Source organism: Halomonas sp. TA22 (genome assembly GCF_013009075.1).
In the GTDB taxonomy this organism is placed as follows: domain Bacteria; phylum Pseudomonadota; class Gammaproteobacteria; order Pseudomonadales; family Halomonadaceae; genus TA22.
Window position 1 is genome coordinate 56681 of sequence record NZ_CP053108.1, and the last position, 25625, is coordinate 82305.

Annotated in this window: 22 protein-coding genes and 1 CRISPR repeat array; of the genes, 13 read left to right on the top strand and 9 right to left on the bottom strand. The window is 62.6% G+C overall.

Going from position 1 to position 25625, the window contains the following annotated elements; all coding sequences use genetic code 11:
• Positions 1-37 precede the first annotated feature (37 nt).
• Together typA and HJD22_RS00290 are read left to right on the top strand one after the other, a co-directional pair.
• A complete protein-coding gene (typA, locus tag HJD22_RS00285) occupies positions 38-1867 on the top strand; it encodes a translational GTPase TypA (protein WP_208653889.1) in 1830 nt (609 codons plus the stop codon).
• Between the two features lie 194 nt (positions 1868-2061).
• Complete coding sequence (locus HJD22_RS00290) at positions 2062-3591, top strand: amidohydrolase family protein (protein ID WP_283101511.1); 1530 nt, start codon at positions 2062-2064, stop codon at positions 3589-3591.
• A 47-nt stretch (positions 3592-3638) separates the two neighbouring features.
• Here the strand turns inward: HJD22_RS00290 and HJD22_RS00295 are convergent, their stop codons facing one another.
• The 5 genes from HJD22_RS00295 to HJD22_RS00315 all read right to left on the bottom strand — a co-directional run bounded on the left by HJD22_RS00295 (position 3639) and on the right by HJD22_RS00315 (position 8208).
• On the bottom strand, positions 3639-4358 hold the full coding sequence (locus tag HJD22_RS00295) for an ABC transporter ATP-binding protein (RefSeq protein WP_208653888.1): 720 nt from the start codon (positions 4356-4358) through the stop codon (positions 3639-3641).
• Positions 4351-5091 carry an ABC transporter ATP-binding protein gene (locus tag HJD22_RS00300; protein ID WP_208653887.1) on the bottom strand — a complete coding sequence of 247 codons (741 nt, stop codon included), beginning with the start codon at positions 5089-5091 and terminating at the stop codon, positions 4351-4353. The genes HJD22_RS00295 and HJD22_RS00300 overlap by 8 nt, the downstream gene beginning before the upstream one ends.
• Entirely contained in the window at positions 5088-6047 is a 960-nt protein-coding gene (locus tag HJD22_RS00305; protein ID WP_208653886.1) for a branched-chain amino acid ABC transporter permease, read from the bottom strand. The genes HJD22_RS00300 and HJD22_RS00305 overlap by 4 nt, the downstream gene beginning before the upstream one ends.
• The gene (locus HJD22_RS00310) at positions 6044-6919 is read right to left on the bottom strand and encodes a branched-chain amino acid ABC transporter permease (protein WP_208653885.1); all 876 of its coding nucleotides are present in this window, start codon (positions 6917-6919) and stop codon (positions 6044-6046) included. The genes HJD22_RS00305 and HJD22_RS00310 overlap by 4 nt, the downstream gene beginning before the upstream one ends.
• 71 nt (positions 6920-6990) lie before the next feature.
• Positions 6991-8208, bottom strand: a complete 1218-nt coding sequence (locus HJD22_RS00315; protein ID WP_208653884.1) for an amino acid ABC transporter substrate-binding protein — start codon at positions 8206-8208, stop codon at positions 6991-6993.
• Between the two features lie 422 nt (positions 8209-8630).
• On the opposite strand from HJD22_RS00315, the gene HJD22_RS00320 reads away from it, so the two are divergent.
• The 6 genes from HJD22_RS00320 to HJD22_RS00345 all read left to right on the top strand — a co-directional run bounded on the left by HJD22_RS00320 (position 8631) and on the right by HJD22_RS00345 (position 14431).
• Entirely contained in the window at positions 8631-8960 is a 330-nt protein-coding gene (locus HJD22_RS00320; protein WP_208653883.1) for a hypothetical protein, read from the top strand.
• 93 nt (positions 8961-9053) lie between these two features.
• Positions 9054-10496, top strand: coding sequence for a sodium-dependent transporter (locus tag HJD22_RS00325; protein WP_208653882.1), 1443 nt, complete (start codon positions 9054-9056; stop codon positions 10494-10496).
• Positions 10497-10565: 69 nt separating this feature from the next.
• Positions 10566-11336 carry an ABC transporter ATP-binding protein gene (locus tag HJD22_RS00330; RefSeq protein ID WP_208653881.1) on the top strand — a complete coding sequence of 257 codons (771 nt, stop codon included), beginning with the start codon at positions 10566-10568 and terminating at the stop codon, positions 11334-11336.
• Between the two features lie 50 nt (positions 11337-11386).
• Complete coding sequence (locus tag HJD22_RS00335; RefSeq protein WP_208653880.1) at positions 11387-12091, top strand: ABC transporter ATP-binding protein; 705 nt, start codon at positions 11387-11389, stop codon at positions 12089-12091.
• Between the two features lie 64 nt (positions 12092-12155).
• Positions 12156-13160, top strand: coding sequence for a branched-chain amino acid ABC transporter permease (locus HJD22_RS00340; RefSeq protein WP_208653879.1), 1005 nt, complete (start codon positions 12156-12158; stop codon positions 13158-13160).
• Complete coding sequence (locus tag HJD22_RS00345; RefSeq protein ID WP_208653878.1) at positions 13160-14431, top strand: branched-chain amino acid ABC transporter permease; 1272 nt, start codon at positions 13160-13162, stop codon at positions 14429-14431. Before HJD22_RS00340 ends, HJD22_RS00345 begins: the two co-directional genes overlap by 1 nt.
• Positions 14432-14527: 96 nt before the next feature.
• Here the strand turns inward: HJD22_RS00345 and HJD22_RS00350 are convergent, their stop codons facing one another.
• Positions 14528-15736 carry an ABC transporter substrate-binding protein gene (locus tag HJD22_RS00350; RefSeq protein WP_208656716.1) on the bottom strand — a complete coding sequence of 403 codons (1209 nt, stop codon included), beginning with the start codon at positions 15734-15736 and terminating at the stop codon, positions 14528-14530.
• 189 nt (positions 15737-15925) lie between these two features.
• Between HJD22_RS00350 and HJD22_RS00355 the strand changes: the two genes are divergently transcribed.
• Entirely contained in the window at positions 15926-16963 is a 1038-nt protein-coding gene (locus HJD22_RS00355) for a C45 family peptidase (RefSeq protein WP_208653877.1), read from the top strand.
• 21 nt (positions 16964-16984) lie between these two features.
• On the opposite strand, the gene HJD22_RS00360 is transcribed toward HJD22_RS00355, so the two are convergent.
• Positions 16985-17248 carry a hypothetical protein gene (locus HJD22_RS00360; RefSeq protein WP_208653876.1) on the bottom strand — a complete coding sequence of 88 codons (264 nt, stop codon included), beginning with the start codon at positions 17246-17248 and terminating at the stop codon, positions 16985-16987.
• A gap of 313 nt (positions 17249-17561) precedes the next feature.
• Between HJD22_RS00360 and HJD22_RS00365 the strand changes: the two genes are divergently transcribed.
• Positions 17562-19595, top strand: a complete 2034-nt coding sequence (locus HJD22_RS00365; RefSeq protein ID WP_208653875.1) for a methyl-accepting chemotaxis protein — start codon at positions 17562-17564, stop codon at positions 19593-19595.
• Between the two features lie 154 nt (positions 19596-19749).
• Positions 19750-20255: a CRISPR direct-repeat array (repeat unit 28 nt; unit sequence GGTTCATCCCCACGCCTGTGGGGAACGG).
• 271 nt (positions 20256-20526) lie between these two features.
• On the opposite strand, the gene HJD22_RS00370 is transcribed toward HJD22_RS00365, so the two are convergent.
• A complete protein-coding gene (locus HJD22_RS00370) occupies positions 20527-21480 on the bottom strand; it encodes a tRNA-dihydrouridine synthase (protein WP_208656815.1) in 954 nt (317 codons plus the stop codon).
• A gap of 162 nt (positions 21481-21642) precedes the next feature.
• Between HJD22_RS00370 and HJD22_RS00375 the strand changes: the two genes are divergently transcribed.
• The 3 genes from HJD22_RS00375 (at position 21643) to HJD22_RS00385 (ending at position 25161) form a co-directional block, all read left to right on the top strand.
• On the top strand, positions 21643-21897 hold the full coding sequence (locus HJD22_RS00375) for an OadG family protein (protein ID WP_208656814.1): 255 nt from the start codon (positions 21643-21645) through the stop codon (positions 21895-21897).
• A 93-nt stretch (positions 21898-21990) separates the two neighbouring features.
• Complete coding sequence (gene oadA / locus HJD22_RS00380; protein WP_208654921.1) at positions 21991-23826, top strand: sodium-extruding oxaloacetate decarboxylase subunit alpha; 1836 nt, start codon at positions 21991-21993, stop codon at positions 23824-23826.
• 12 nt (positions 23827-23838) lie between these two features.
• On the top strand, positions 23839-25161 hold the full coding sequence (locus HJD22_RS00385) for a sodium ion-translocating decarboxylase subunit beta (protein ID WP_208654920.1): 1323 nt from the start codon (positions 23839-23841) through the stop codon (positions 25159-25161).
• 74 nt (positions 25162-25235) lie between these two features.
• On the opposite strand, the gene HJD22_RS00390 is transcribed toward HJD22_RS00385, so the two are convergent.
• Positions 25236-25580: a 2Fe-2S iron-sulfur cluster-binding protein gene (locus HJD22_RS00390; RefSeq protein ID WP_208654919.1), complete on the bottom strand. Its 345-nt coding sequence runs from the start codon at positions 25578-25580 to the stop codon at positions 25236-25238.
• Between the last annotated feature and the right edge of the window lie 45 nt (positions 25581-25625).

A 25625-nucleotide genomic window follows, 5' to 3' on the forward strand; every position in this document is an offset into this window, starting at 1 on the left:
CTATAATGCGCCCCAATTTTCGCTGCAGGATCCCGTCGTGATCGAGAAACTTCGCAACATCGCCATCATCGCCCACGTTGACCATGGCAAGACTACGCTGGTCGACAAGCTCTTGAGCCAGTCCGGTACGCTGGACCGCAAGGCCGAGGGTCAGGAGCGCATCATGGACTCCAACGACCAGGAGAAGGAACGCGGCATCACCATCCTGGCCAAGAACACGGCGATCCGCTGGCAGGCTCCCGGTTCCGACGAGGTCTACCACATCAATATCGTCGACACTCCTGGACACGCCGACTTCGGTGGCGAGGTCGAGCGCGTGATGTCGATGGTCGATTCCGTGCTGCTGCTGGTCGACGCCGTCGACGGTCCCATGCCGCAGACCCGCTTCGTGACTCAGAAAGCGTTTGCCCAGGGCCTCAAGCCGATCGTCGTGGTCAACAAGATCGACCGTCCCGGCGCTCGCCCCGACTGGGTCATCGATCAAATCTTCGATCTGTTCGACAATCTCGGTGCCTCCGACGAGCAGCTCGACTTCCCGATCATCTATTGCTCGGCGCTCAACGGCATTGCCGGCATGGATCCGGAATCGCTGGCCGACGACATGACGCCCATGCTGCAGTCCATCGTCGACATCGTCGAACCGCCCAAGGTCGAGCTCGACGGCCCCTTCCAGATGCAGATCTCGGCGCTCGACTACAACAGCTACGTCGGCGTCATCGGCCTTGGCCGCATCAAGCGCGGTAGCGTCAAGCCCAACCAGCAGGTGGTGGTGGTCGGCGTCGATGGCGCGACCCGCAAGGGCAAGATCGGTCAGGTGATGACCCACATGGGCCTGGAGCGCGTGCAGACCGAACAGGCTGATGCTGGCGATATCGTCTGCATCACCGGTATCGACAATCTCTCCATCTCCGACACCCTGTGCGACCCAGCCGCCGTCGAGGCACTGCCGCCGCTGTCGGTCGACGAACCCACCGTCTCGATGACCTTCCAGGTCAACGACTCGCCATTCGCCGGGCGTGACGGCAAGTACGTCACCAGCCGCAACATCAAGGAGCGCCTCGAGCAGGAGTTGATCCACAACGTCGCGCTGCGTGTCGAGCCGGGCGAAACTCCCGAAAAGTTCAAGGTCTCCGGACGTGGCGAGCTGCACCTCTCGGTGCTGATCGAGACCATGCGTCGCGAAGGCTTCGAGCTGGCCGTGGGCCGTCCCGAGGTGATCATCAAGGAGATCGACGGCGTCAAGCAGGAGCCGTACGAAGAGGTGATCATCGACTGCGAGGAGCAGCACCAGGGTGCCGTCATGGAGGAGCTCGGCTACCGCAAGGGCGAGCTGACCAACATGAACCCCGACGGCAAGGGTCGTGTACGCCTGGACTTCATCATCCCCGCGCGTGGGCTGATTGGCTTCCGCGGCCAGTTCCTGACGATGACCTCGGGCACCGGCATCCTCACCAGCCGCTTCGATCACTACGGCCCGCTCAAGCCCGACGCCTCCATCGAACGGCGCAATGGCGTGCTGGTCTCGATGGTGCCAGGCAAGGCACTGGCCTATGCCCTATATGCCCTGCAGGAGCGCGGCAAGCTGATCATCGATCACGCCACCGAGGTCTACGAAGGCATGCTGATCGGTATCAACAACCGCGCCAACGACATGGTGGTCAACCCGACCAAGGGCAAGAAGCTCGACAACATGCGTTCCACGGGGAACGACGAGAACATCGTGCTGACCCCGCCGGTGAAGTTCTCACTGGAGCAGGCCATCGAGTTCCTCGACTCCGACGAGCTGGTCGAGATCACGCCCAACCACATCCGCCTGCGCAAGAAGCATCTGACCGAGAACGAGCGTAAGCGCGCCAGCAAGAAGTAAGCGCTTTCCCGCTCGCTTGTCGCCATGCGATCTTGTACGGCGTAGCGGATAGACCCGAAAAACCGGTGCCAGTATCTGGCACCGGTTTTTTAATTTTCGCCATGCCGGATTGTCCAGTGACTTGGCCAGATGCCCGGATAAGGCCTAGGGTAAATCATCCAAGCTTGCCGTTAACGAGACTTCACTGGGGAAACATGATGTGCGACATCTGTAGAGCGCGTGCGGGAGCCACTCGGCGGGATTTTCTGAAGGGCGCCTTGACCGGGGCGGGAGCGATTGCCGGTGGAGGGCTGCTCTCTTCTGCCTCCGCGTCGACGCACACCTCCACGCAGACGCAGCGGGACATGCCGAATCACAGCGGCGAGCCTGGGCGACGCGTCCTGATCCGCGGCGGCCATGTCCTCTCCATGGATGACACGGTGGGCGATTTCGAGCGCGGCGATGTACTGATCGAAGGCAGCCGCATTGTCGCTGTCGGCGTCAACCTCGACGCCGGCGATGCCGAGGTCATCGATGCGGCGGGGCGCATCGTCATGCCGGGCTTCATCGACACGCATCACCACCTGTTCGAGACCGCGCTGCGCAGCTTCCTGGCCGACGGCATCATGTTCGACGATGGCACGCTGGAAGGATCGCCCAATTACATGGACGACATCCTGGGCCAGCTGACGCCGGTGTACCGTCCCGAGGACGTCTATATCAGCGAGCTGTTCGGCTCGCTCAGCCAGCTCGACGCCGGGGTCACGACGGTGATGGACACCAGTCAGATCCACCACAGCCCCGAGCACTCCGATGCCGCCATCGAGGGCTTGCGCGACTCCGTGCGACGCAGCGTATTCGGCTACTTCGAGGGGCAAGGAGAGCGCACGCAATACCCCCAGGACGCGCGGCGCATTCGCCAGCAGTACTTCTCAGCAGGCGAGGGGCTCTCGGCCGACGGCCTGATGAGCATGGTGATGGGCGGCGAGATCTACCTGCCCGACCACGAGACCTCCTGGGCACTCGCTCGCGAGCTGGACCTACCGCTCGCCTACCACGTGGTCGGTGGCCTGGACATGGCAGAGACATTCGACGAAATTGCCGCCAGCGGCCAGATCGACGAGCGCCACATCCTGATCCACATGACGGGGATGAGCGACATGGCCTGGCGGGCGGTACGTGATGCCGGGGCGCATGTCTCGCTCGCGGTCCCCATCGAGATGACCATGCGCCACGGCACGCCGCCGCTGATGAAGACCTCGGAGCTGGGCATTCTGCCTTCGCTTTCCAGCGACGTGGAGTGCACCATGACCGCCGACTTCTTCACCCAGATGCGCTCGACGCTGACGCTGCAGCGCATGTTCGTCAACGAGCTGGCGCTGCAGGGCGAGGAGGAGAGACCCTCCTTGCTAACCCCGCGCGAGGTGATTCGCTACGCAACCATGGGCGGGGCCAAGGGGCTGCGCCTGGAGCACAAGGTGGGCTCGCTGACGCCGGGCAAGGAAGCCGACATCCTCCTGCTCGATGCCGAGGCGATCAACGTCGCACCGCTGAACAACGTCCCCGGCGCGGTGGTGACGCTGATGGAGCGCAACAACGTCGAGACGGTGCTGGTCGCGGGAAGGATTCGCAAATGGCGCGGAGAATTGCTCGAGGCGGACATTCCCCGGCTGCGTGACGAGTTGACCGCCTCACGCGACTATCTGTTCGAAGCCGCAGGCGTGGACCGGCATCTGTTCCGTTGAGAAGGCGTGCGCCCCGCCCAAGCGAGGCGCTGCCGGTGGCGGTAAGCTCAGGCGCGTTTGGACAATCCCAGATAGGCCTGTTGCACCGACTCGTCGGAGCGCAGCGTCTCGGCGCTCCCTTCGCCCACCACTCTGCCCGTCTCTATCAGGTAGCCACGGTCGGCGATCGCCAGACTCTTGCGTGCGTTCTGCTCGACGAACAGCACGCTGACTTCGATCTCGCGGATTCGCTCCAGTGCCTTGAACAGCTCACTGGCCATCAGCGGTGAGAGGCCCAGCGAGGGCTCGTCGAGCAACAATAGCCTGGGGGCCGACATCAGCGCCCGGCCGATCGCCACCATCTGCTGCTCGCCACCGCTCATGCTGCCTGCCACCTGCCCCAGACGCTCCTTGAGCTTGGGAAAGAGCGCCATGACCCGCTCCAAACTGGCACCCTCCTCGGTGCGCGCGCGGCGCGGATAGGCCCCGAGCAGAAGGTTCTCGCGTACTGTCATGGCTCCGAAGATGCCCCGCCCCTCAGGTACCAGCGCCACCCCGGCCTCGACGATCTGGTGAGCGGGCAGGCTCAACAGGTCGACTCCCGCCAGGCGCACCTCACTCCCGGCACGAGGCGGCACCAGGCCGGCGATCACCGAGAGCAAGGTAGATTTACCCGCCCCGTTGGCCCCCAACATCACCACCATTTCGCTCTCACCCACCGACAGATCGACTCCCTGCAGTGCAAGGTGCTGTCCGTAGGCGGCTGACACATTGCGTACCTCAAGCATCGTCATCGTCTCCCAGGTAGGCGCGAATCACCTCCGGCTCGGCCAGCGCCTGAGTTGGGGTGCCCTCGGCGATCTTGCTGCCGGCATTCATGATCACGCAGCGCCCGCAGAGCGAGCGGATCGCATCCATGACATGCTCGACCATCACCATGGTGACGCCTTCGTCGCGCACCTTGCGTAGCAGTGCGATAGCCTCGACCAGTTCGGAGGGGTTGAGTCCCGCCAGCCACTCGTCGAGCAGCAGCAGACGCGGCTGCAGGGCCAGCGCCCGGGCAAGCTCGAGCCGCTTCTGATTCATGTAGGTGAGATCTTGGCCCAGGGTATCGACGTGATGCGAAATTCCTACCAGGCCGAGCAGCTCAGTAGCACGGGCATCGGCCGCCGCCCCCCACAGCGGGGTATTGCCGAATGCCATGCCGGCCTTGACGTTGTCGAGACAGTCCATCGAGGCAAGCACACGCACCAGCTGGAAAGTTCGCGCGATTCCCTGACGAGCGATACGATTCGGCGCAAGTCCCGATATCTCATCGTCGCCTAGGCGAATGCTACCCGAATCGGGCTTGAGCGCCCCCGAGACAAGATTCATCATGGTCGTCTTGCCCGAGCCGTTGGGTCCAAGCAAACCCACGATTTCCCCCTCTGCGACCTCGAAACTCAGCTCATTCACCGCGCGCAGGCTGCCGAAGCTGCGTGTGACGGAGTGCACGGACAGTAGCGTTGTCGACCTATTCATGCGCTGCCCTCCCTTGCGGGTTGAGCCACGCCACGCTCACGCCATTTTCGCCGGTAGGTGTCGTACAGCCCGGCAACCCCATTGGGCACCAGGTAGACGATGGCCAGGAAGGTGATACCCAGCAATACGCTGAACAGGTGCGGGAAGTTGGCCGACAGGTATTCAAACAGCAGTACCATGGGGATGACACCCAGGATTGGGCCATAGAGGCGCCGCGCCCCGCCCAGCAACGCCATGATCAGCACCTGGAACGAGATGTTGGGATTGAAGGCGATACTGGGGTCGAGGTAGGTCCAGCGCGGGGCCAGAATGGCGCCCACCACGGCCATGAAGGTGGCGCTCAGCGCAAATACCATCACCTTGATCAGCGTGATATTGATGCCGCAGTGCAGTGCCACGGTTTCGTCATCACCGATCATGCGCAGGGCGAAGCCGACCCGCGAGCGCCCGATCAGCCATCCGACGATCAGCACCAGCGCCAGCACTGCCGTGAGCTGCCAGACGATCTGCTGCTGGCTGATATCCAGAAACACGTAGCGCCCCACCGAGCCCGCGTGAGTCGACTCGTACCAGTTCACCAGCTGGCGGATCAATTCTGCCAGACCGAAGCTGAAGATGACGAAATAGACGCCACGCAGGCGCAATGTGGAGAGTCCCACCAGCAGCGCTATCACAAAGGCAATCGTGGCAGAGATGGCGATCACCGCGGCCCAGGGCAGTGTCTCGCCCAGTACCGCCATGCTATAGGCACCGATGCCGAAGAAGGCCACGGTCGCCAGCGAGACATAGCCGGTCGGTCCCGAGAAGAGGGCCCAGGCGGTAGCCAGGATGGCGAACATCAGGAAGTTGATGGCCATGGAGAGGCCATAACCCCCCACATACCCCGGCAGAAGGGCGAAAAAGGCGATACCCGCGCAGAGGAGCAGTGCCCCGGCGATTTCCGAACGTGCCATCATGCCTCGGCCCTCCCCATCATGCCGGTAGGCCGCACCAGCAATACCAGCAGGAACAGCGCGAAGGTGACGGCAAGCGTCAGTCCCGGTGCCACGTAGGTCGAGACGAAGCTCTCCGCCAATCCCAGGATCAACCCGGCGGCCAGGGCGCCGAGCAGGTTGCCAGCCCCCCCCATGATCACCACGATGAGCGCCTTCATGGTAAAGACCACGCCCATCGATGCATTGAAGGTAGTGAACATGCTGACCAGCACGCCGCTGGCGGCGACCAGGCCACCGCCAAGCGCAAAGGCCATCGCCGAAGCCGCACGAACGTTGATGCCGACAAGCTGGGCTGCCCGGGGGTCGACGGAGACGGCACGCAGCGCGGTGCCCGGCCGTGTCCGCATCAGCGCCAGATAGAGCAGGGCGCCGATCACCACGGCGAAGCCCACCGCCAGCAGCCGATCCATGGCCAGCGGCGAGCCCGCCAGCATCACCACGGTATTGATGTAGGTGTAGCTGAAGTAATTGCTGCCGAAGAGCAGCAGCACGAGCCCCTGGATGACGAACAGCAGCCCGAAGGTGGCCAGGATACTGTTGACCTCGAGCTCCCCCCGGGTGCGCGAACGCTTCACCAAGGGGTTGAGCAGCACCTGATAGATCAGCCAGTTGAGCGCGAACGCCACCGGGACGACCAGAAACAGCGCCAGCAACGGATTGATCGCATGCAGTTGGAAGAGCCAGTAGGTGGCAAAGGCCGCCGCGATCAAAAACTCCCCATAGGAGAGGTTCATGATGCGGGCAACGCCATATTGCAAGGTCAGTCCCATGGCCACCAGGGCATACATACCGCCCAGCGTCAGGCCATTGAGCAGGGCATCGAGAAACGCCATGTCTTGTCCCTGTGGTTGTCTAGCTATCGTGAGAGGAAACGACGGGCACTTGGCCCGCCGTGCAGTGGCGGTTAACGCCAGTCGGGTTTGGGCAGGAGGAGCTCGCTGGCACCGTCGCGATCCATGGGGGCGATGGCACGGAACATGCCGTCCTGCCACTGGCCCACCTGCCAGCCCTCCCAATAGACGCGCCCATCCAGCGTGATCTCACCGAGCACCGTCTCGAAGGTGCCGTTCTCCATTTCCGCCACCACCGTCTCATGATCGATGCTGCCGGCCCGCTCGATCGCCTGCTGCAGTACCTGCAGGCTGGCGTAGGTCGGGGCGCTGGCCCACAGATCGGGCGCCTGGCCAATCACCTCGGTATGGCGCTCGATGTACTGCATCATCGCCTCACTGTCACTCTCCACCCCGCCGATACCGATCACCCCCTCGACGTTGTCGCCAAAGCGGCTCTTGTAGAGCGGGAAGGCGGTACCTACCGCGGTATAGAACAGTGGTGGGTTGAAGCCCAGAGTTTGCGCCTGGTCGGTGATGGCGATCGTTTCGGGGGGGTAGCTGAAGGCGAGGAAAGCCTCGGGATCACGCTGGCGTGCGCTGTTGATGATGCTCTGCATGTCTTGGGTGCCGGGCGGGTAGGCCTGGTTGTAGACCACCTCGAAGCCTGCCGCGTCCAGGCGCTCGCGTGCGGCATTGGCCAACTCGATACCGAACTGGTCGGCGACATTGACCATCGCCACCCGGCCCTCGATCTCGCCGCTGTCACGCAACTCGGTGAGCATATCCACGATGCCCTCAGCGTAGTGGCTCGACATGCTCAGGAAGAAGAAGATGCGCGGCCAGCGTGACATCAGGTTTTCCTGATGATTGGAGACCGCCGTCACCGCCAGGTGGGGATAACCGGCACGGTGGAGCACCGGGGCCACGGCGAGATTGAGCGCCGTGCCCCAGGGAGGCAGCACGAAGTGCACCTCATCCTGATTGATCAACCGCTCGACCGCCCTGACCGCCTCCTCCGAGCTGCTGCGATCGTCGTAAGCGACCACTTCGATGGGCACCTGACGATCACCAATCCGGATACCGCCGGCCTCGTTGACCTCATGTACCCAGAGCTTGTAATTGGGCGTGATGGTGGTACCGGCGCCCCCGGCGTATGGGCCGGTATCCGAGACGGCGTAACCGATGCGTATCGTCTCTGGCACCTCACCGGCCCACAGCGGGGATGCGGCGAGGGAAACAGCGACGCAGAGGCCGAGCGCCGCGCGTGTGAAGTGACGTGGTAGGGTCATGACGAACTCCAGTTCTCGTTATCTTTTTTATGCATGACAGCGCCTGAGCACACACGGGGAAAGGCATTGTGCAGTGACGACCCGACAGGCCATGTTCGCTAGGCGTACAATTATGCGCGATACGAATCTAGCCTAGAGTTCTCCAGACGGACGAACAATCATCCCAAAGCCTAAAGCCTCAATACGTGTAGAAATTTATCTTGGAAATCAAAAATATATAAAAATCCATCGTTATCGAATATTCAAATGACCTTTATTTACTTGATCTATCAATATGAAAGGCTCCCTTGGATCGCGTCTTCATGTGCCCTATGCATGCAAGCGTTGAAGCTTACCTAGGCCGGTAGGCTTTTTTTGTGGGTCGTAAAGCGGTCTACTCTATAGTCAAACGCGCGTTCTAGGATTTCCGACGGAGAACAACGATGCACAAGCACGTCGAGTGGGACGATCCCGGCCGCGACAGCGTGAGCGCCCATTTCGCCCATCATCCCCATCAGCATGCCGAACCCGGCCCCGGCGACATTCTGTCGGCCCGCTTCAAGGGCAAGGTGGTGCGCATCAAGGTGGCGGCGCACGTGGATGGCACCAGCATCGGCGATGTCGTGGCCATGATCGACCCCGACGACGGTGCTCGCATCAAATCGCATGACAAGCTTGCGCTGGGCGATACCGTGCGTCTGCCCAATGAGTCCCGCGCCTTCGAGCCGCGCGGCAAGAGCGAGGAATCCGACGATAATGACGACGATAGGTGATACCACGCCTTAACGTCGGCGCTAGGCGCGAGTAAACTCGCGTACGGTTTTCGCAAGGCCCACAAGGCCGACACAATATCTTCAGGACACAATATGAGTACGCATAACGTCTGGACGCACAAGGGTACCTTCCTGCTGGCGGCGGTTGGCTCGGCAGTGGGCCTTGGCAACCTGTGGCGCTTCCCCTACCTGACCGGGGAGAACGGCGGGGGCGCCTTCATTCTGATCTACGCGCTGACCATCTTCGCCGTGGGTATCCCTATCCTCATCGCCGAAACCATGCTCGGCCGCACCAGCCGACAGAGCCCGATCATGGGCATGCGCCATCTGATCAAGACACACAATACCTCGCGGGCCTGGGAGTCGATCGGCTGGCTGGGCGCCGCCTCGGCATTCCTGATCCTGAGCTTCTATTCGGTGATCGCCGGCTGGGCCGTGCACTACACCGGGCTGATGTTCACCGGCTCGCTGAGTGGTGCCGACGCCGCCACCATCGGCGCCAGCTTCGATGACCTGCTCGCCTCGCCGTGGCTGCTGGTGCTCTACCACACGCTGTTCATCATCGCCTCGGCCCTGATCGTCGGCATGGGCATCCACAAGGGCATCGAGGGCGGCCTGCGCATCATGATGCCAGCACTGTTCGTGATTCTGCTGGTGGTGCTGATCTATGGCGTGATCAATGGCGATATCGGTGCGGCGGCAGCGTTCCTGTTCACCTTCAATTTTGAGGATTTGAGCCTCGAAGGCTGGTTGCAGGCGATGGGGCAGTCGTTCTTCACCTTGAGTCTCGGCATGGGCGCGATCATGGCCTATGGCGCCTACATGTCCAGCGAGGTATCGCTGACCCGCACCGCCATCGCAGTGGCCTTCGTCGACACCGCAGTGGCGATGGTCGCCGGTCTGGCGATCTTCGCGCTGGTGTTCGGCGCCGACCTGAGCCCCGGCCAGGGCCCAGGCCTGATGTTCGTCTCGCTGCCACTGGCATTCGCAGAGATGCCTTTCGGCGGCCTGGTTGGCGGCGTGTTCTTCATTCTGGTGCTGGGGGCGGCGATCAGCTCGTCGATCTCGCTGATCGAGCCGGTCGCGGCCTTCCTGGTCGAGCGCTTCGACATGACCCGCCCCAAGGCAGTCGGCCTGATGGTCGCCGCCAGCTGGATGATGGGGCTGTTGACCGTGGTCAGCTTCAACGTGTGGGCCGAAGGCACGATCTTCCATACCCTGTTCGGGCGTAGCGCCTTCGACTTCATCGAGCTGCTGACCAACATCTTCATGCCGCTGGGTGGCCTGTTGATCGCGCTGTTCGCTGGCTGGGCACTGACCCAGAGCGAAGTGATGAAGGAGCTGCGCACCTCGGAGGCGTGGTTCAAGACTTGGCGCTTCTTGGTACGCTTCATTGCACCGGCGGCAGTCTCCTTCGTGTTCCTGCGCACCATCCCGCAGGTCGATGGCTACCTGATCCCCGCCCTGGGGGCAGCCGTGATCGTCGGTGCCTTCGCCGCGGGACGCACCTTCATTGTCAACAGCAGCAATAATTGATCCGCCTGCCCGGCCGCCACACGTCGGCCGGGCCAGCGACGATAATAAAAACTGTATGCGGGTTACTCCATGTCAGCGATTATCGATGTCAGTCACGTACACAAGTCATTCGGTGGCCTGAAGGTCATCAACGACTGCTCCATCAGTGTGGAAAAAGGCTCGATCACCGGGCTGATCGGCCCCAACGGTGCCGGCAAGTCCACGCTGTTCAACATCATCGCCGGCGCCTTGCCGCTCGACAGCGGTCATGTCACCCTCGACGGCGAAGACATTACCAACCTTCCCGCCAACCGGCTCTTCCATAAGGGGCTGCTGCGCACCTTCCAGATCGCGCATGAATTCTCGCAGATGACGGCGCTGGAGAACCTGATGATGGTGCCACCGCATCAGGAGGGCGAGCACCTCTTCTCCACCTGGTTCAAGCCGGCGCGCGTGCGCGAGCAGGAGAGCGAGGTGCGCCGCCGTGCGCTCGAGGTGATCGATTTCGTCGGTCTCAACCATGTGCGCAACGAGCTGGCCGGCAACCTCTCCGGCGGCCAGAAGAAGCTGCTCGAACTCGGCCGCACCATGATGACCGACGCACGGGTGGTACTGCTCGACGAGATCGCCGCCGGGGTCAACCGAACCCTGCTCGGCGAGCTGATCACCAATATCGAGCGCCTCAACCGCGAGCTTGGCTACACCTTCCTGGTCATCGAGCATGACATGGAGATGATCGCCAGGCTCTGCGACCCGGTGATCGTGCTGGCCCAGGGCCAGGTGATGGTCGAGGGCAGCATCGAAGAGATACGCAGCAATCCCGAGGTCATCGAGGCCTACTTTGGCTCTACCGCCGCCTGAGCGCGCCTGACCGATAACACCAACGACAACGCATTCGCAGGAAACCATCCATGCCTCTACTCGATGCACGGGACGTTCATGGCGGCTACGGCGGCATGAACATCCTCAATGGGGTCGAGATGTCGATCGAGGCCGATCAGATCGGCGTCATCGTCGGCCCCAACGGCGCCGGCAAGTCGACCATGCTCAAGGCGATCTTCGGCCTGCTCAACGTCAACCAGGGCGAGATCCTGCTGCGCGGCGAGCCCATCACCAACCTTGCGCCCAACAGGCTGGTGCACCTGGGCATGGGCTTCGTGCCCCAGGAGAAGAACATCTTCCCGAGCCTCACGGTGGAGGAGAACCTCGAGATGGGCGCTTTCATCCGTCCCGGCAACTTCCGCCGCATGCTCGAGCAGATCTACGACTTCTTCCCGCCGCTCAAGGAGAAGCGCAAGCAGCCGGCTGGCGAGCTCTCCGGCGGCCAGCGCCAGATGGTGGCGATGGGTCGCGCGCTGATGGTCGAGCCCAGCGTGCTGCTGCTCGACGAACCCACCGCCGGGCTCTCGCCGCTCTACATGAGCGAGATCTTCGAGCGGGTGAAGAAGATCAACGCGGCAGGTGTGGGCATTCTGATGGTCGAGCAGCACGCCCGCCAGGCGCTGGCCATCGCCCACAAGGGCTTCGTGCTGGCCGCCGGACAGAACCGCTTCACCGACAGCGGCGAGAACCTGCTCAACGATCCCGAGGTCGCCAAGAGCTTCCTGGGCGGCTGAGCGCCCGGCACAACAACAACCGTGGCAAGCGCTGGCGATTGCGCCATCTGCAGGAGAGGTCGCTTTGAACGAACTGGTATTTTTCATCAATAACGTGGTGGTGGCCGGCAGCGTGACCGGCTCGATCTACGCCATGGGGGCGATCGGCGTGACGCTGGTGTTCAGCATCATGCGCTTTGCCCACTTCGCGCATGCCGACATGATGACGCTGGGCGCCTTCATCGTGCTGCTGCTGACGCTGATGTTCCCTGAAGCGGGCGCCATGGTGGGTCTGCCTACCGCCATCGTCATGCTGCCCATCGCCATGCTGGTCACGGCGCTGGCGGCGGTGGGGATCGACCGCGCCTTCTACAAGCCGCTGCGCGCGCATGGCGTCAAGCCGATCGTCATCGTGATCGGCTCGCTGGGCGTGACGCTGATGCTGCAGGGGCTGCTGCGGCTGTTCGCCGGCACCAGCCCACAAAGCCTCTACATCGCCGAGCGCAAGGAGATCTACCGCCTCGAGCTGCCCTTCGAGGCGGTAACGCGACCGATCATCGTTACCGAGCCGCAGGTGATTTTGTTCGTGCTGGTGGCGGCGGCGGTGGTCGGCCTGCACCTGTTTCTGAGCCGCTCGCGGCTGGGCAAGGCGATGCGCGCGATGTCCGACAACCCCGACCTGGCCCAGGCCTCCGGCATCAACACCAACACCATCGTCGCGGTGACCTGGGTGATCGCCGGCTCGCTTGCCGCCATGGCGGGCACGCTGCTGTCGCTGGACGTCACCTTCAAGCCCGACCTGAGCTTCTTCCTGCTGCTGCCGATCTTCGCCGCCGCCATCGTCGGCGGCGTCGGCCACCCCTATGGCGCCATCGCCGGGGGCTTCGTGGTCGGCTTCGCCGAGACACTGGCGGTGTTCAACTGGGCGATCCTGCTGCGCCCCTTCCAGGAGCGCCTGCCGGAGTGGCTGGAGATCCCGCGCAACCTGGCCTTCGTGAGCACCGAGTACAAGATCGTGGTGCCCTTCTTCATCTTGATCGCCATTCTGGTGTGGCGCCCCACCGGCATCTTCAAAGGGAAGGTCCTCTAATGACAAGAACGCTTCCTGTCCGTGAGACCGTGCTGTTTATCGGTCTGTTCGTCGCCATCCTGGCAATCTACTTCTTTATGGGCGCGGCCTACAGCACGCGCATGCTGGTCGAGGCCGCCTGCTACGCGATCATCGCGCTGGGCCTGACCATCCAGTGGGGCTACGCCGGACAGTTCAATGCCGGCGTGATGGGCTTCGTGGCCCTGGGTGGCTTCTGTGCGATGTTCTTCAGCATCCCTGTCAACGACGCCTTCTGGGGTACCGAGCTGCCCGGCGAACTGGGCCGCGTGCTGCTCTACCTGGCGGCGGCGGTGCTGGTGGTGTACGGCGCCACCAAGCTCGACCGGCTCGGCGTGCCCAGGCGGCTGCGCACGATCATCGCCGTCACCTTGGCGGTGGTGCTCTATCTGGTGGTGATCAGTGCCATGCGCGAGGTGACCGACGAGATCCAGTCGCGGGCCGGCTTCATCGGCGGGCTAGGGCTGCCGGCGTGGATCGGCTGGATCGTCGGCGGGGCGCTGGCCGGCGCCATCGGCTACTTCATCGGGCATATCTGCCTGGGGCTCAGAAGCGACTACCTGGCCATTGCCACGCTGGGCATCGCCGAGATCATCAAGGCGTTTCTCAAGAACTCCGACTGGCTGACCCGCGGCACCGCCACCGTCTCGCCGTTGCCCTGGCCTACGCCGGGACCAAGCGAGCTCGGCTTCGTGCTGGCGCGCGCGCTTTACCTCTCGGTCACGGCGGTGATGATCGCGGCGATCTTCTTCCTGCTGCACCGCGCCTACCACGCCCCCTGGGGGCGCATGATCCGTGCCATTCGCGACAATGAAGTCTCGGCCGCGGCGATGGGCAAGGACATCAACCGACGCCGCCTGGAGATCTTCGTGCTCGGCTGCATCCTGATGGGCATCGGCGGGGCGGCGTTGACCAGCTTCAACGGCATCTTCGACCCGCAGGGCTTCCTGCCGCTCAACCACACCTTCCTGGTGCTGGTGATGGTGATCCTGGGCGGGCCTGGCAACAACCTCGGCACCATCTTCGGCGCCGTGCTGGTCTACATCATCTGGTTGATGTCCGAGCCGCTGGCGCTGTTTCTGATGAACGTCGCCATCTACATCGGCGAGGGCTGGTTCGGCTGGGAGCCGCCGGCCAATATCACCAGCCGTGCGCTGCAGGCGCGGGTGTTCGTGATCGGCCTGCTGATCTCGCTGGTGCTGCGCTACGCGCCACGTGGCCTGCTGCCGGAAAAGGTCCCTCACCACCACTGAGGTGTCCCTGGCTGCGATAACGCACCCGGCAGACGAACGAAGGCCCCGGCGGGTAACCGCCGGGGCCTTCGTTGCTACGGACCAGCCTTGCTGAACTTACAGATCCACGAAGCCCTTGCTGACGAAGCGGCCATCCTCGACGACCATTTCCACCACCACGCCGGGCACGTCGCCATTCTCGTCGAAGTCCTGGGTGCCGGAGGCGCCTTCGTAGTTGATCTCCTCTCCATCGGCGATCAGCTGCTTGGCCTTCTCCCACTCGCCGGGCAGGATCACCTCGCCGGGTGCGCTTGCCACGTCACGCAGCGCCTCGGCGAGCCCTTCGCGATCGGCGCTACCATTCTTCTCGATGGCAAGTGCCAGCAGGAAGGCGGCATCGTAGGCCTGGGCGGCGAACACCGCGCTGGGGTCGATACCCGCTTCCTCGGCCATCTCGGCGAAGCGATCGGTGCCGGGCATCTCGGGGCTACCCGGACGCGTGGCGATCATCCCCTCGAGCACATCGGCGCCCACCGCGTCGACCAGGCTGTCGCCGACCATGCCGTCGGCCCCCACGTACTGGGTGAACATGCCGCTCTCGTAGGCCTGGCGCAGCAGCGTCTGTCCGGAGCCATCGGCGTAGGCGAGCACCACCAGCGTCTCGACGCCGGTGGAGGAGAGCGAGCCAAGCTCGGAGCGGTAGTCGGCACGGCCATCCTCATGCGCCTCGTTGGCGGCGACCGTGCCGCCCTCGGCCTCGAAGGTGGCAGTGAAGGCATCGGCCAGACCACGACCGTAGTCGTTGTTGACGTAGGTCACTGCCGCTTCGTCGAAACCCTTGGCAAGCACCAGCTTGGCCAGCATCTCGCCCTGGAAGGCGTCGGAGGGCACGGTACGGAATACCAGGTCGTTGTCGTTCAGGTCAGTGACCGCCGGGGCCGTGGAGGCCGGCGATACCATCACCACCCCGCCGGGAATCGCCGCGTTGTTGGCTGCCGCCACCGTGGCGCCGGTACACAGCGCGCCGACGATGGCGGTCACGTTCTCGGTATTGACCATGCGATCCGCGGCGTTGGATGCCGCCGAGGCATCGGCACAGGTAGTATCGCCGCTGGGCATCGCCAGGGTCTGGCCATCGAGGATGCCGCCCTGCTCATTGACCTGGGCCACCGCCAGCTGGGCGCCATCGTAGATCGGGGGCGTCAGGCTTTCGATGGGGCCGGTGAAGCCACCCAGGAAACCTATCTTGACCTCGGCCTGCGCCAGTCCTGCAAAGGCCGTCGTGGCGGCAGCCACCGCCATCGCTAACAGAGCTTTCTTCATGATTGTTCTCGTTGTTGCCAGTTAGATGGGTACCGTCATTACTCTGGAAGCGTTCACGCAAAAACACAAGCGGTTCGTGCCAACGCTAATATTTGGCTATTCTTTGTTAAATGGATGATAAGGAAGCTGTTTTTTTCACTTCTTTTGCCAGCTCAGCGGGGCTTCAACGCAATACGACCAAGGAGAGGCAACATGACCGAGCTGACCGAACTGCACGGCAGCCGAGGCGACATCGGCCTGGCCCATGGTCGCCGGCACGCCGAGAAGATTCACCGCAGCATCCGCGTCTACGACCAGCTCTTCCAGGACTTCGTTGGCTGCGACTGGCCAGCGGCCACGCAGCGGGCACTGGCATTTCTACCGGCCATCGAGCGTCGCTTTCCGGCAATCATCGAGGAGGTGGAGGGCATCGCCCAGGGCGCAGGGCTCGAGCTTGCCGACATTCTGGCGCTCAACTGTCGCAGCGAGATCTCGCTGACCCAGGCCAGCGGCGGCTGCTCCGCCTTCGCCCTTCAGCGCGCGAGCACCCAATGGCTGGCCCAGAACTGGGACTGGCGTGCCGATCAGCTCGACAACGTGGTGGCACTGAGAATCGAGGCTGACAACGCACCCGCGCTGGTCACCCTCACCGAAGCCGGCATGGTCGGCAAGATCGGGCTCAATGCCCAGGGCATCGGCGTGTGTCTCAATGCGATTCGCTCGGAAACCTGCGGCGAGGGACTGCCGATTCACTTCGCCCTGCGCAAGATTCTCGAAAGCGAAGATTACGCCGCCGCCCGGCGCGTCATCGAGGAGGACCGGGTCGCCTCGCCCGCCCACTTCCTGCTGGCCTGCGGCCAGGGCCAGGCCAGCGGCTTCGAGGTGCACCCCGGCGCACCGGGAGAGCTGCCCGCCCGCAACGGCATCGTGACCCACACCAACCATCTCTATGCCGAATCGGTGACTGCCTGTGTTGCCGACTACCCGCGCCCCGACTCCCACATCCGCCTGGCCCGGCTCGACCAGCGCCTGGAGCAGCCCTTCGATGCCAGCCCCGAGGGGCTGTTCGACATCCTCAGCGACCATGAGCACAGCCCCATGTCGATCTGCTGCCACACCGATCATGAACGCCCCGAAGCCGAGCGGATGGAAACGCTCTTCTCCACGGTCATGAACCTGAGCGAGCGCACGCTCTACTGGCGGCACGGCAAACCTTGCCAGAACCGCGAGACACTGCGCATCCAGCTCTAGGCCGCGACACGCCATCGGCCCTTACTTGTCCAGCCACCGCGCGGTGCGGGTCGCAACCGCTTCCTGCGCTTCGAGCTCACCTTTCAGGTACTGCTCGGTGGTGCGCAGGAACAGCCGGCGAAACCGGTTGTGGATCGCCTCCTCGCGCTTGAGTGCCAGTAGATCCTGATCCTCCTCCTGCTCCTGGTGCGGATACTGAAGCGCCATGCGCACCGAGCCCGAGGTCGCATCGCAGATCTGCAGTGCAGGAAGAGCCGCCTGGGAAGGATTGATTCGGTATGCCATTACCGCCTCCGTGATAGTCTTTTTAAATGATAATAATTATCATTTTCAGAAGAGAATTTAGGCATACCCCAACCGCCTGTCAAGCATGCATCGGGAGATTCTATCGACCCGATAACTTTGTAAGGGATTTTTTTATTTTGTTGCTATGAAGAAATATACAGTAATAAATATTTTCTGCTTATTGTGAATACATGCATAAAGTCTATGACCGAGAGCGCCGATAAGACATTACCCCCTGCACTACATAAAAAGGTCCGACATGCCATTTATCACGCGTTCTCTCCGCCGCACCAGCGTCGGGGGAAAACTCTCGTTGCTGATTCTCGCACTGCAAATAACCGGTTTCATCGGCCTGGCGTTCTTCCTGTCACAGGCCAGCATCCGACAGATGAACACCGAAGTGGGTGATGGCATCCAGCGTCAGCAGCAGCAAGTGTCGGACATGGTGTCGCTGTTCGACCAGACCCTGCAGCAGCAAGCCGGCGACATGCTGCAGATATTTCTTGCCGATCTCGTCCCCATCTACGACCTGGTACCCACTCAGCGCATTACCGTGGGCGAGCGGCAGACCCCGGCATTGACCAACGGTGGCGAGGCCCTCAACGGCGAGTACTACCTTCCCGATCAATTCACTGCCCAGACCGGCGCGCCCATCACGTTCTTCGTCCGCGACGGCGACGATTTCGTGCGCGTGACGACCTCACTCACCAACGCCAGTGGCGAGCGTGTCGTGGGTACCCTGCTCGATCGCGAGAGCCGCGCCTATGCAAGCCTGGCGGCGGGTGAAGCCTACAGCGGTATTGCCGAGCTGTTCGGCACGCCCTACATCACCAAGTACGAGCCGCTGCGTAACCGCCAGGGCGAAGTGATCGGCGCCGCCTTCATTGGTGTCAATATCGTCAATGAGCTGGCCATGCTGCAGGAGCGGGTGCGCAGCATGACTTACTACGCAAGCGGCTATGCCATGCTGATCAATGCCAGCCCACAAGGCCAGGGGCAGGTGATTGTCGGCGGGCCGCATGAAGGAAGCTCGCTGCTGGAGCTGAAGACGACCGGCAATGAACCCGCCTTCACCGAGCTGTTCACGGCCCCCTCGGGCCAGATCGACTACGCCCTGGCTGGCAACGACACTCGCCAGCGCACCACCTACTACTTGGCCTACCCGGAGTGGGACTGGATCATCGCTAGTACCGTCTTCGACGACGAAGTGGAAGCGGGTATCGTCACGCTGCGCAACTGGGCCCTGCTCGCGGCCGTGCTGCTGGCACTTGGCGTTGCCGGCCTGCTCTATTTCGTTCAGAAACGGCTCATCGGCCGCCCGCTCGACAGGACGGTCGCCATGGCGCAGAACCTGGCCAAGGGTGACTTGTCGCAGCGCCACATGACGCAGCGTGAAGATGAGATCGGCAAGCTGATCACCTCGATGAACGGTATCGGCGAAGGGCTTTCGCATATCGTAAGCCAGGTGCGCAGCAGCACCCGCAGCGTTAACCATGCCGCCGAGGAGATCACCCAGAGCAGCCAGGACCTTTCGTCGCGTACCGAACAGTCGGCCGCCAATCTGCAGGAGACCTCGGCCTCCATGGAGCAGATCACCGCCACCGTGCAGAACACCGCCCACTCCGCCCAGCAGGCCAACCAGCTGGTACAGAGCACCGCGGATATCGCCAAACAGGGCAACAGCGACATGCACAAGGCCCAGGCGACGATGGACGACATCAACGCATCGGCCGCTCGCATCGGCGAGATCATCACCCTGATCGACGGGATCGCCTTTCAGACCAACATCCTGGCGCTGAACGCCTCGGTGGAGGCCGCTCGCGCGGGCGAGCACGGCCGCGGCTTTGCCGTTGTCGCCCAGGAAGTGCGTACCCTGGCGACTCGCTCAAGTGACGCCTCCAAGGAGATCCGGGTACTGGTCGACGAGTCGATCGTGCATACCCAGTCCGGCGCCACGCTGGTCAAGGGAGCCGCCCAGACCATGGAGAAGATCCTTCAGGGGGTCGAACGCGTCAGCGACATGATTGGCGAGATCAGTGCCGGCGCCAAGGAGCAGAGCGACGGTATCCTGCAGATCAACACCGCCGTGACCGAGCTTGATACCATGACCCAGCAGAACGCCGCCGTGGTCGAGCAGTCCAGCGCGGCGTCCGAAGAGATGCGCCACCAGGCCGGGCAACTCGAAAAGCTGATGGCCACCTTCACCCTTGGTGCCGACGACCTTGCCACACTAGCCAGCCAGTCCTCGCGCCCACGCAGCGCACAGCAGCTTCCCCAGACTCCAGCGCCCGCTATCGCAAAGCGCAAGCTGCCGACCACCCAGGCCGACGAGTGGGAATCTTTCTAAGGTTCTAAGTAATGACGTGGCTTATCTCACGAGATAGGCCACTTGTTTGCTGTCGTTGGGCTTGGCCGGGCGACAGCGAACTCCTGCCTGAGCTGTCTGGGTGGCAGCGAACCCCGCGCTTGGGGTGGTCGCCCGCACCCATGGTACAGCCATCCTGTTGAGCCCTGCGCCTGCAGGGAACGGCAGCGGACGTGATACTCGAGCAATCCTTTCGGGGTTCATCCCCACGCCTGTGGGGAACGGGGCGAGATCGTGACGCAAGACTTCGTGCGACCCCACGCCTGTGGGGAACGGTCTAAGGCATACTCCACCCTTTCTTCCCCAAGCGGTTCATCCCCACGCCTGTGGGGAACGGTGCTCAGGGAAGGTCCGGGCGTACTCCTGGCACGGTTCATCCCCACGCCTGTGGGGAACGGACCCACTGGAAGGGCGAATTCCGGCAGTATGACGGTTCATCCCCACGCCTGTGGGGAACGGACCTGTTTATGTGTACGCAGATCATGGGCAAACGGTTCATCCCCACGCCTGTGGGGAACGGAGGCTGATGATTTGTTCGCGCTGACTCATTTCCGGTTCATCCCCACGCCTGTGGGGAACGGGACATATTTAGCCAGCCAGTATTTATCCATAACGGTTCATCCCCACGCCTGTGGGGAACGGTGGGAAGGGTCGACATTGGCTCTACTCCTCGCCGCTGGATAGAGTACCTGACTACGAATCAGGGGGTCGGAGGTTCGAATCCTCCCGGGCGCGCCATATCGTTACCCGTCCTCATGATCGAAGGGCGGGTTTTTCGTTTGTGTAAAGGCAAGAAATAAGCCGGTGAATTTTATTGGTATTGCGCACATCAACCGGCTTGTGCATCTCCAAATGATGAGCTGGTCAGCGTTCCCGAGGCGCCACGTTATCCACGTGGCGCCTTTTTTATGGTTCATACCAGGCTCGGTGATGGTGATACTTCTTGGCGAAGCCCCGCCAGGAGGTCATCGAGCGACGTGAGGCGTCGCAACGAGAGGAAGCGACGGGCCGCTTCCTGGTCGCGGTGACGCATATGGTTCAACCATTGTTTAATCAGCGATACGACGACGCGTTCAGGAAGTGTGCTACGCTGCAATGCAGCATAGGCGAGCAGCGTATCGGCGCGCACCTGCCAGGGCGTATCGGCAAGGCGTTCGCCATAACGTTGCCAGTGGCGAATGCGTCTGGCTAGCCAGGGATCGGCAAGGATGCCTCTACCGAGCATGACATCGACGCAGCCGGAGAGCGAGCGGGCTTTCCAATACTCCTCCAAGGTCCAGATGTCGCCATTGGCGACGACCGGAATGGCAAGGTGCTGGCGAATACGCCCGATCCACTCCCAGTGCGCCGGGGGGCGGTAGCCTTCGTCACGCGTGCGAGCGTGTACGACGAGCTGTACAGCACCGCCATTCTCCGCCGCACGGGCGCAGGCAAGGGCCAGGCGACGGTTGGCGAAGCCCAGTCGAATCTTGGCGGTCACCGGAATGGCGCCGTCGACGGCGCGCTGGACCGCCGCAACAGCCTGCTCGACACGGGCAGGGTCGCGCAGCAATGAGGCGCCGCCGTCGTGACGGTTGACCAATTTGGCCGGGCAACCGAAGTTGAGGTCCAGGCCGGTCGCGCCTAGGTCGAGCGCCTGGCGAGCATTCTCGGCGAGTGCCACCGGGTCGGAGCCAAGCAGCTGCAGATGCACCGATACGCCGCTGGGGGTTGCGACCGTTGGCTGGGCAAGCTCGGGGCAGTGCTTGAGAAATACCCGGGGCGGCAGGCGAGCATCGACGACTCGCACGAATTCGGTGACTGCCCAGTCGATCCCTGGATGCTGCGTCAGTAGGGCACGGGTATGCGCATCGATGACGCCCTCCATGGGTGCCAAGCCGATACGCCCCTCGTGTAGTAAATTGACAACTTGTGGCTCAACCATGGTGTCATTGAAAATCTGGTAGATTCAGGCAGGTTATTGTATCAGCCAAGAGAGTGCCCGCAGCAGTGCCGTCGCTTAACTGCCGGGCGAGCAAGGGGAACCGTGATGTGGGATACAGCGCTGTTGCAGGAAGGCCTCGCTTTGATGGCCTTCGGTATGGGCTTCGTCTTCATTTTTCTGACGGTGCTGGTGATTTCAACCTCGCTCATGTCGATGCTGGTGACGCGCCTGGCCCCGGTCCCCGTGGCACAGACGCCATCCACGCATGTGCCCGCCGCAGGCAAGAGCGCGGAAAATGACGAGCTGATGGTCGTGCTCAGTGCGGCTCTGCATCGCTACCGTAGACGCCATCCTCGCTGAGACAACGGCATAACCCGCCACTGCGACGCGACAGACCGTGCCGAGGCAATTGGCTGATCGCGATATAACGATACAAGGAAGAAGGTCTTTGTCATGAGTGAGAGCAAACGCCCGCTGGGCATCACCGACGTGGTGTTGAGAGACGCTCATCAGTCACTGTTCGCGACGCGTATGCGCCTGGACGACATGCTGCCGATTGCCGAGAAGCTCGACCGGGTGGGGTTCTGGTCACTGGAGTCCTGGGGTGGCGCGACCTTTGATGCCTGTATTCGTTATCTCGGCGAGGATCCCTGGGCGCGCATTCGCGCCCTCAAGGAGGCGATGCCCAACACGCCCCAGCAGATGCTGCTGCGCGCCCAGAACCTGCTCGGCTATCGTCACTATGCCGATGACGTCGTGGACAGGTTCATCGAGCGTGCCCGCACCAACGGTGTCGACGTGTTTCGCGTCTTCGACGCCATGAACGATCCGCGCAATCTGGAGCGGCCGATCAAGGCGGTGGTCGCCCAGGGTGGCCACGCCCAGGGCGCGATCTCCTATACCGTGAGCCCAGTGCACACCATCGAAGGCTGGGTGGATCTCGCCAAGCGGCTTGAAGACATGGGCTCGCACTCGGTGGCGATCAAGGACATGGCGGGCTTGCTCACGCCCTATACCGCCTTCGAGCTGGTGTCGCGCCTGAAGAAGACCTTGTCGATTCCGGTGCACATGCAGTGCCACGCGACCACCGGCATGTCGACCGCCACCGCGCTCAAGGCCGTTGAGGCGGGTATCGACAACGTCGATACCGCGATCTCCTCGATGTCGATGACCTATGGCCACAGCCCCACCGAGTCGGTGGTGGCGATCCTCAAGGAGACTGATCGCGATACCGGGCTCGATCTCGAGCTGCTCGAGGAGATCGCCGCCTACTTCCGCGAAGTACGCAAGAAATACGCCGCCTTCGAAGGCTCGCTGAAGGGCATCGATTCACGCATCCTGGTCGCCCAGGTGCCGGGGGGCATGCTCACCAACATGGAGAATCAGCTCAGGGAGCAGGGGGCCGGCGACAAGCTCGACGCGGTGCTCGACGAGATCCCCAAGGTGCGCGAGGATCTGGGCTTCATTCCACTGGTCACGCCGACCTCGCAGATCGTCGGTACCCAGGCGGTCATGAACGTGATGATGGGTGAGCGCTACAAGTCGATCTCCAAGGAGGTTCAGGCGCTGCTCAAGGGCGAGTATGGCGCTGCCCCGTCCGAGTTCAACCAGGAGCTGCAGGCTCGCGTGATCGAGGGCAAGGCGCCGATCACTTGCCGCCCTGCGGACATGCTCGAAGACGAGATGGATCGCTTGCGTACCGAGCTCAAGGCCAAGGCCAAGGAGGAGGGCATTCGGCTCGAGGAGGGAGAGCGCGAGATCGACGATGTGCTGACCTACGCACTGTTCCCCCAGATCGGCCTCAAGTTCCTCAAGAATCGCGACAATCCCGATGCCTTCGAGCCGGTACCCCAGGCACCTGATGCCCAGGCCTCGAACCTGCCGGCCGTGTCTCAGAAGAGCACGGCACCGGCGCCTGCCAGTTCCGGGCCCGAGACCTACACCATCACCGTCAATGGCAAGCAGTATGTGGTCGAGGTCGCCGAAGGTGGCGACATCACCCAGGTCCAGAGCGGCAGTGGCGCGTCCTCCGGTACGCAGACGGCGGTCTCCCGTGACGAGACTTCCGCCCCCTCCACGGGGGAGTCGATTACCGCACCGCTGGCCGGCAACATCTTCAAGGTCAACGTCAGCGTGGGCGACAGTGTCGCCGAGGATGACGTGGTGATCATCCTCGAGGCGATGAAGATGGAAACTGAAGTGCGTGCCGCCAGTGCCGGTACGGTGTCCGAGATCAAGATCAAGGAGGGCGACAGCGTATCGGTGGGCGATACGCTGATCGTTCTCTAAGGGCATCGATTCATGGATAAGCTGTTAACGCTCTGGTACGGCTCGGGCCTGTACAACCTGACCCTGGGCCAGGTTGTGATGATCGTGATTGGCCTGGCCCTGCTCTATCTAGCCATCTACAAGAAGTTCGAGCCGTTACTGCTGGTGCCGATCGGCTTTGGGGGAATTCTCGCCAACATTCCGGAGGCGGGACTGGCACTGTCGGCGTTAGACCAGGCCATCGAAGTGGCACAACCGACGGTGCTTCAGCAGCTGGCGGCTGTCATGCAGGTGACCCTCAATCCGCTCGCAAGCCCCGATGCCTGGCGCGAAACGCTGCATGCCGTCGCTCACGACGGATTGCCCCCGGAGCTGTTGCGAGCTGCGCGGGACGTAGTGGGAGCGGCCGGTTACGGCGATGGCATGCTGTATACCTTCTACAGCGTGGCCATCTCATCGGGCATCGCGCCGCTGGTGATCTTCATGGGGGTCGGTGCGATGACCGACTTCGGCCCACTGCTGGCCAACCCGCGAACCCTGTTCCTGGGTGCCGCCGCGCAGTTCGGCATTTTCGCCACGGTGCTCGGTGCGGTGGGGCTTTCGGCGATGGGCGTGATGGACTTCTCGCTCAATCAGGCGGCGGCAATCGGCATCATCGGCGGGGCCGATGGCCCGACCTCGATCTACGTCTCGAGCATACTGGCGCCTGAGCTGCTGGGTGCGATTGCGGTGGCTGCCTACGCCTACATGGCGTTGGTTCCGCTGATTCAGCCGCCGATCATGCGTGCGCTGACCAGCAAGAAGGAGCGTGCCATCGCCATGACCCAGCTGCGTCCGGTATCGAAGATCGAGAAGATCATCTTTCCGCTGGTGCTGCTGCTGCTGGTAGCCCTGTTCCTGCCGGATGCCGCGCCACTGCTGGGAATGTTCTGCTTCGGCAACCTGATGCGCGAGTGTGGCGTAGTCGAGCGGCTCTCCGATACCGCGCAGAATGCGCTGATCAATATCGTCACCATCTTCCTCGGCCTGGCCGTTGGCTCCAAGCTGGTTGCCAGCGAGTTCCTGGCGGTCGAGACGCTTGGCATCATGGGATTGGGTATCGTGGCTTTCGCCATCGGGACCGCGGCGGGGGTGCTCATGGCCAAGCTGATGAATGCCGTCAGCAAGATGCCGATCAATCCGCTGATCGGGGCGGCTGGCGTCTCGGCCGTGCCGATGGCGGCACGTGTGGCCAACAAGGTGGGGCTCGAGGCCAACCCGCACAACTTCCTGTTGATGCACGCCATGGGACCCAACGTGGCCGGTGTGATCGGTTCGGCGGTGGCAGCCGGGGTGATGATCAAGTATCTGGGATGATGCTCCGGTCAGCAATAGGTCCATCGGCGCGTGCCAATGGGCCTGTTGCTGCTCTTCGTTCAAGCCCTAGTGGCTCAAAGAGTCGTAGTAGCAGTGCCGGGCCGGCTTCGGTCAGCCGAACCGCCCGTGATGTCCTGGGCTAGCTCAAGATCCTCGTCCACCCAGAGCTGGCAAGCGAGCCGATAACCCTGCTCGAGACGCGAGCCCAGCATCTTCTTCTCTTTCCAGTTGGGCTCGGGTAGGGCTTCGCCCCCTTTGACGACTCGACACATGCACTTGGCGCACTTGCCCATGCCGCATCCGTAGTCGAGGTGGGGATAGGGAAACTGACGAATCCCCGCTCGTACAACCAGGTTGGTGTTGGCCCGGACTTCTCCTTCGAAAACTTCGCCATTCTTATGAATCTTGATTAGAGGCATGAATCACCTGCTTGTCTGCTGAGCGGGGAGCGATATGCCGGCGCC

Coding starts and splice junctions, on each gene's coding strand:
- HJD22_RS00300 (WP_208653887.1), bottom strand. CDS start 5,091: ATGAATAGGTCGACAACGCTACTGTCCGTGCACTCCGTCACACGCAGC.
- HJD22_RS00355 (WP_208653877.1), top strand. CDS start 15,926: ATGACCGAGCTGACCGAACTGCACGGCAGCCGAGGCGACATCGGCCTG.
- HJD22_RS00295 (WP_208653888.1), bottom strand. CDS start 4,358: ATGCTTGAGGTACGCAATGTGTCAGCCGCCTACGGACAGCACCTTGCA.
- HJD22_RS00310 (WP_208653885.1), bottom strand. CDS start 6,919: ATGGCGTTTCTCGATGCCCTGCTCAATGGCCTGACGCTGGGCGGTATG.
- HJD22_RS00345 (WP_208653878.1), top strand. CDS start 13,160: ATGACAAGAACGCTTCCTGTCCGTGAGACCGTGCTGTTTATCGGTCTG.
- HJD22_RS00330 (WP_208653881.1), top strand. CDS start 10,566: ATGTCAGCGATTATCGATGTCAGTCACGTACACAAGTCATTCGGTGGC.
- HJD22_RS00315 (WP_208653884.1), bottom strand. CDS start 8,208: ATGACCCTACCACGTCACTTCACACGCGCGGCGCTCGGCCTCTGCGTC.
- HJD22_RS00325 (WP_208653882.1), top strand. CDS start 9,054: ATGAGTACGCATAACGTCTGGACGCACAAGGGTACCTTCCTGCTGGCG.
- HJD22_RS00390 (WP_208654919.1), bottom strand. CDS start 25,580: ATGCCTCTAATCAAGATTCATAAGAATGGCGAAGTTTTCGAAGGAGAA.
- HJD22_RS00360 (WP_208653876.1), bottom strand. CDS start 17,248: ATGGCATACCGAATCAATCCTTCCCAGGCGGCTCTTCCTGCACTGCAG.
- HJD22_RS00290 (WP_283101511.1), top strand. CDS start 2,062: ATGATGTGCGACATCTGTAGAGCGCGTGCGGGAGCCACTCGGCGGGAT.
- HJD22_RS00335 (WP_208653880.1), top strand. CDS start 11,387: ATGCCTCTACTCGATGCACGGGACGTTCATGGCGGCTACGGCGGCATG.
- HJD22_RS00375 (WP_208656814.1), top strand. CDS start 21,643: ATGTGGGATACAGCGCTGTTGCAGGAAGGCCTCGCTTTGATGGCCTTC.
- HJD22_RS00305 (WP_208653886.1), bottom strand. CDS start 6,047: ATGATGGCACGTTCGGAAATCGCCGGGGCACTGCTCCTCTGCGCGGGT.
- oadA (WP_208654921.1), top strand. CDS start 21,991: ATGAGTGAGAGCAAACGCCCGCTGGGCATCACCGACGTGGTGTTGAGA.
- HJD22_RS00320 (WP_208653883.1), top strand. CDS start 8,631: ATGCACAAGCACGTCGAGTGGGACGATCCCGGCCGCGACAGCGTGAGC.
- HJD22_RS00370 (WP_208656815.1), bottom strand. CDS start 21,480: ATGGAGGGCGTCATCGATGCGCATACCCGTGCCCTACTGACGCAGCAT.
- HJD22_RS00385 (WP_208654920.1), top strand. CDS start 23,839: ATGGATAAGCTGTTAACGCTCTGGTACGGCTCGGGCCTGTACAACCTG.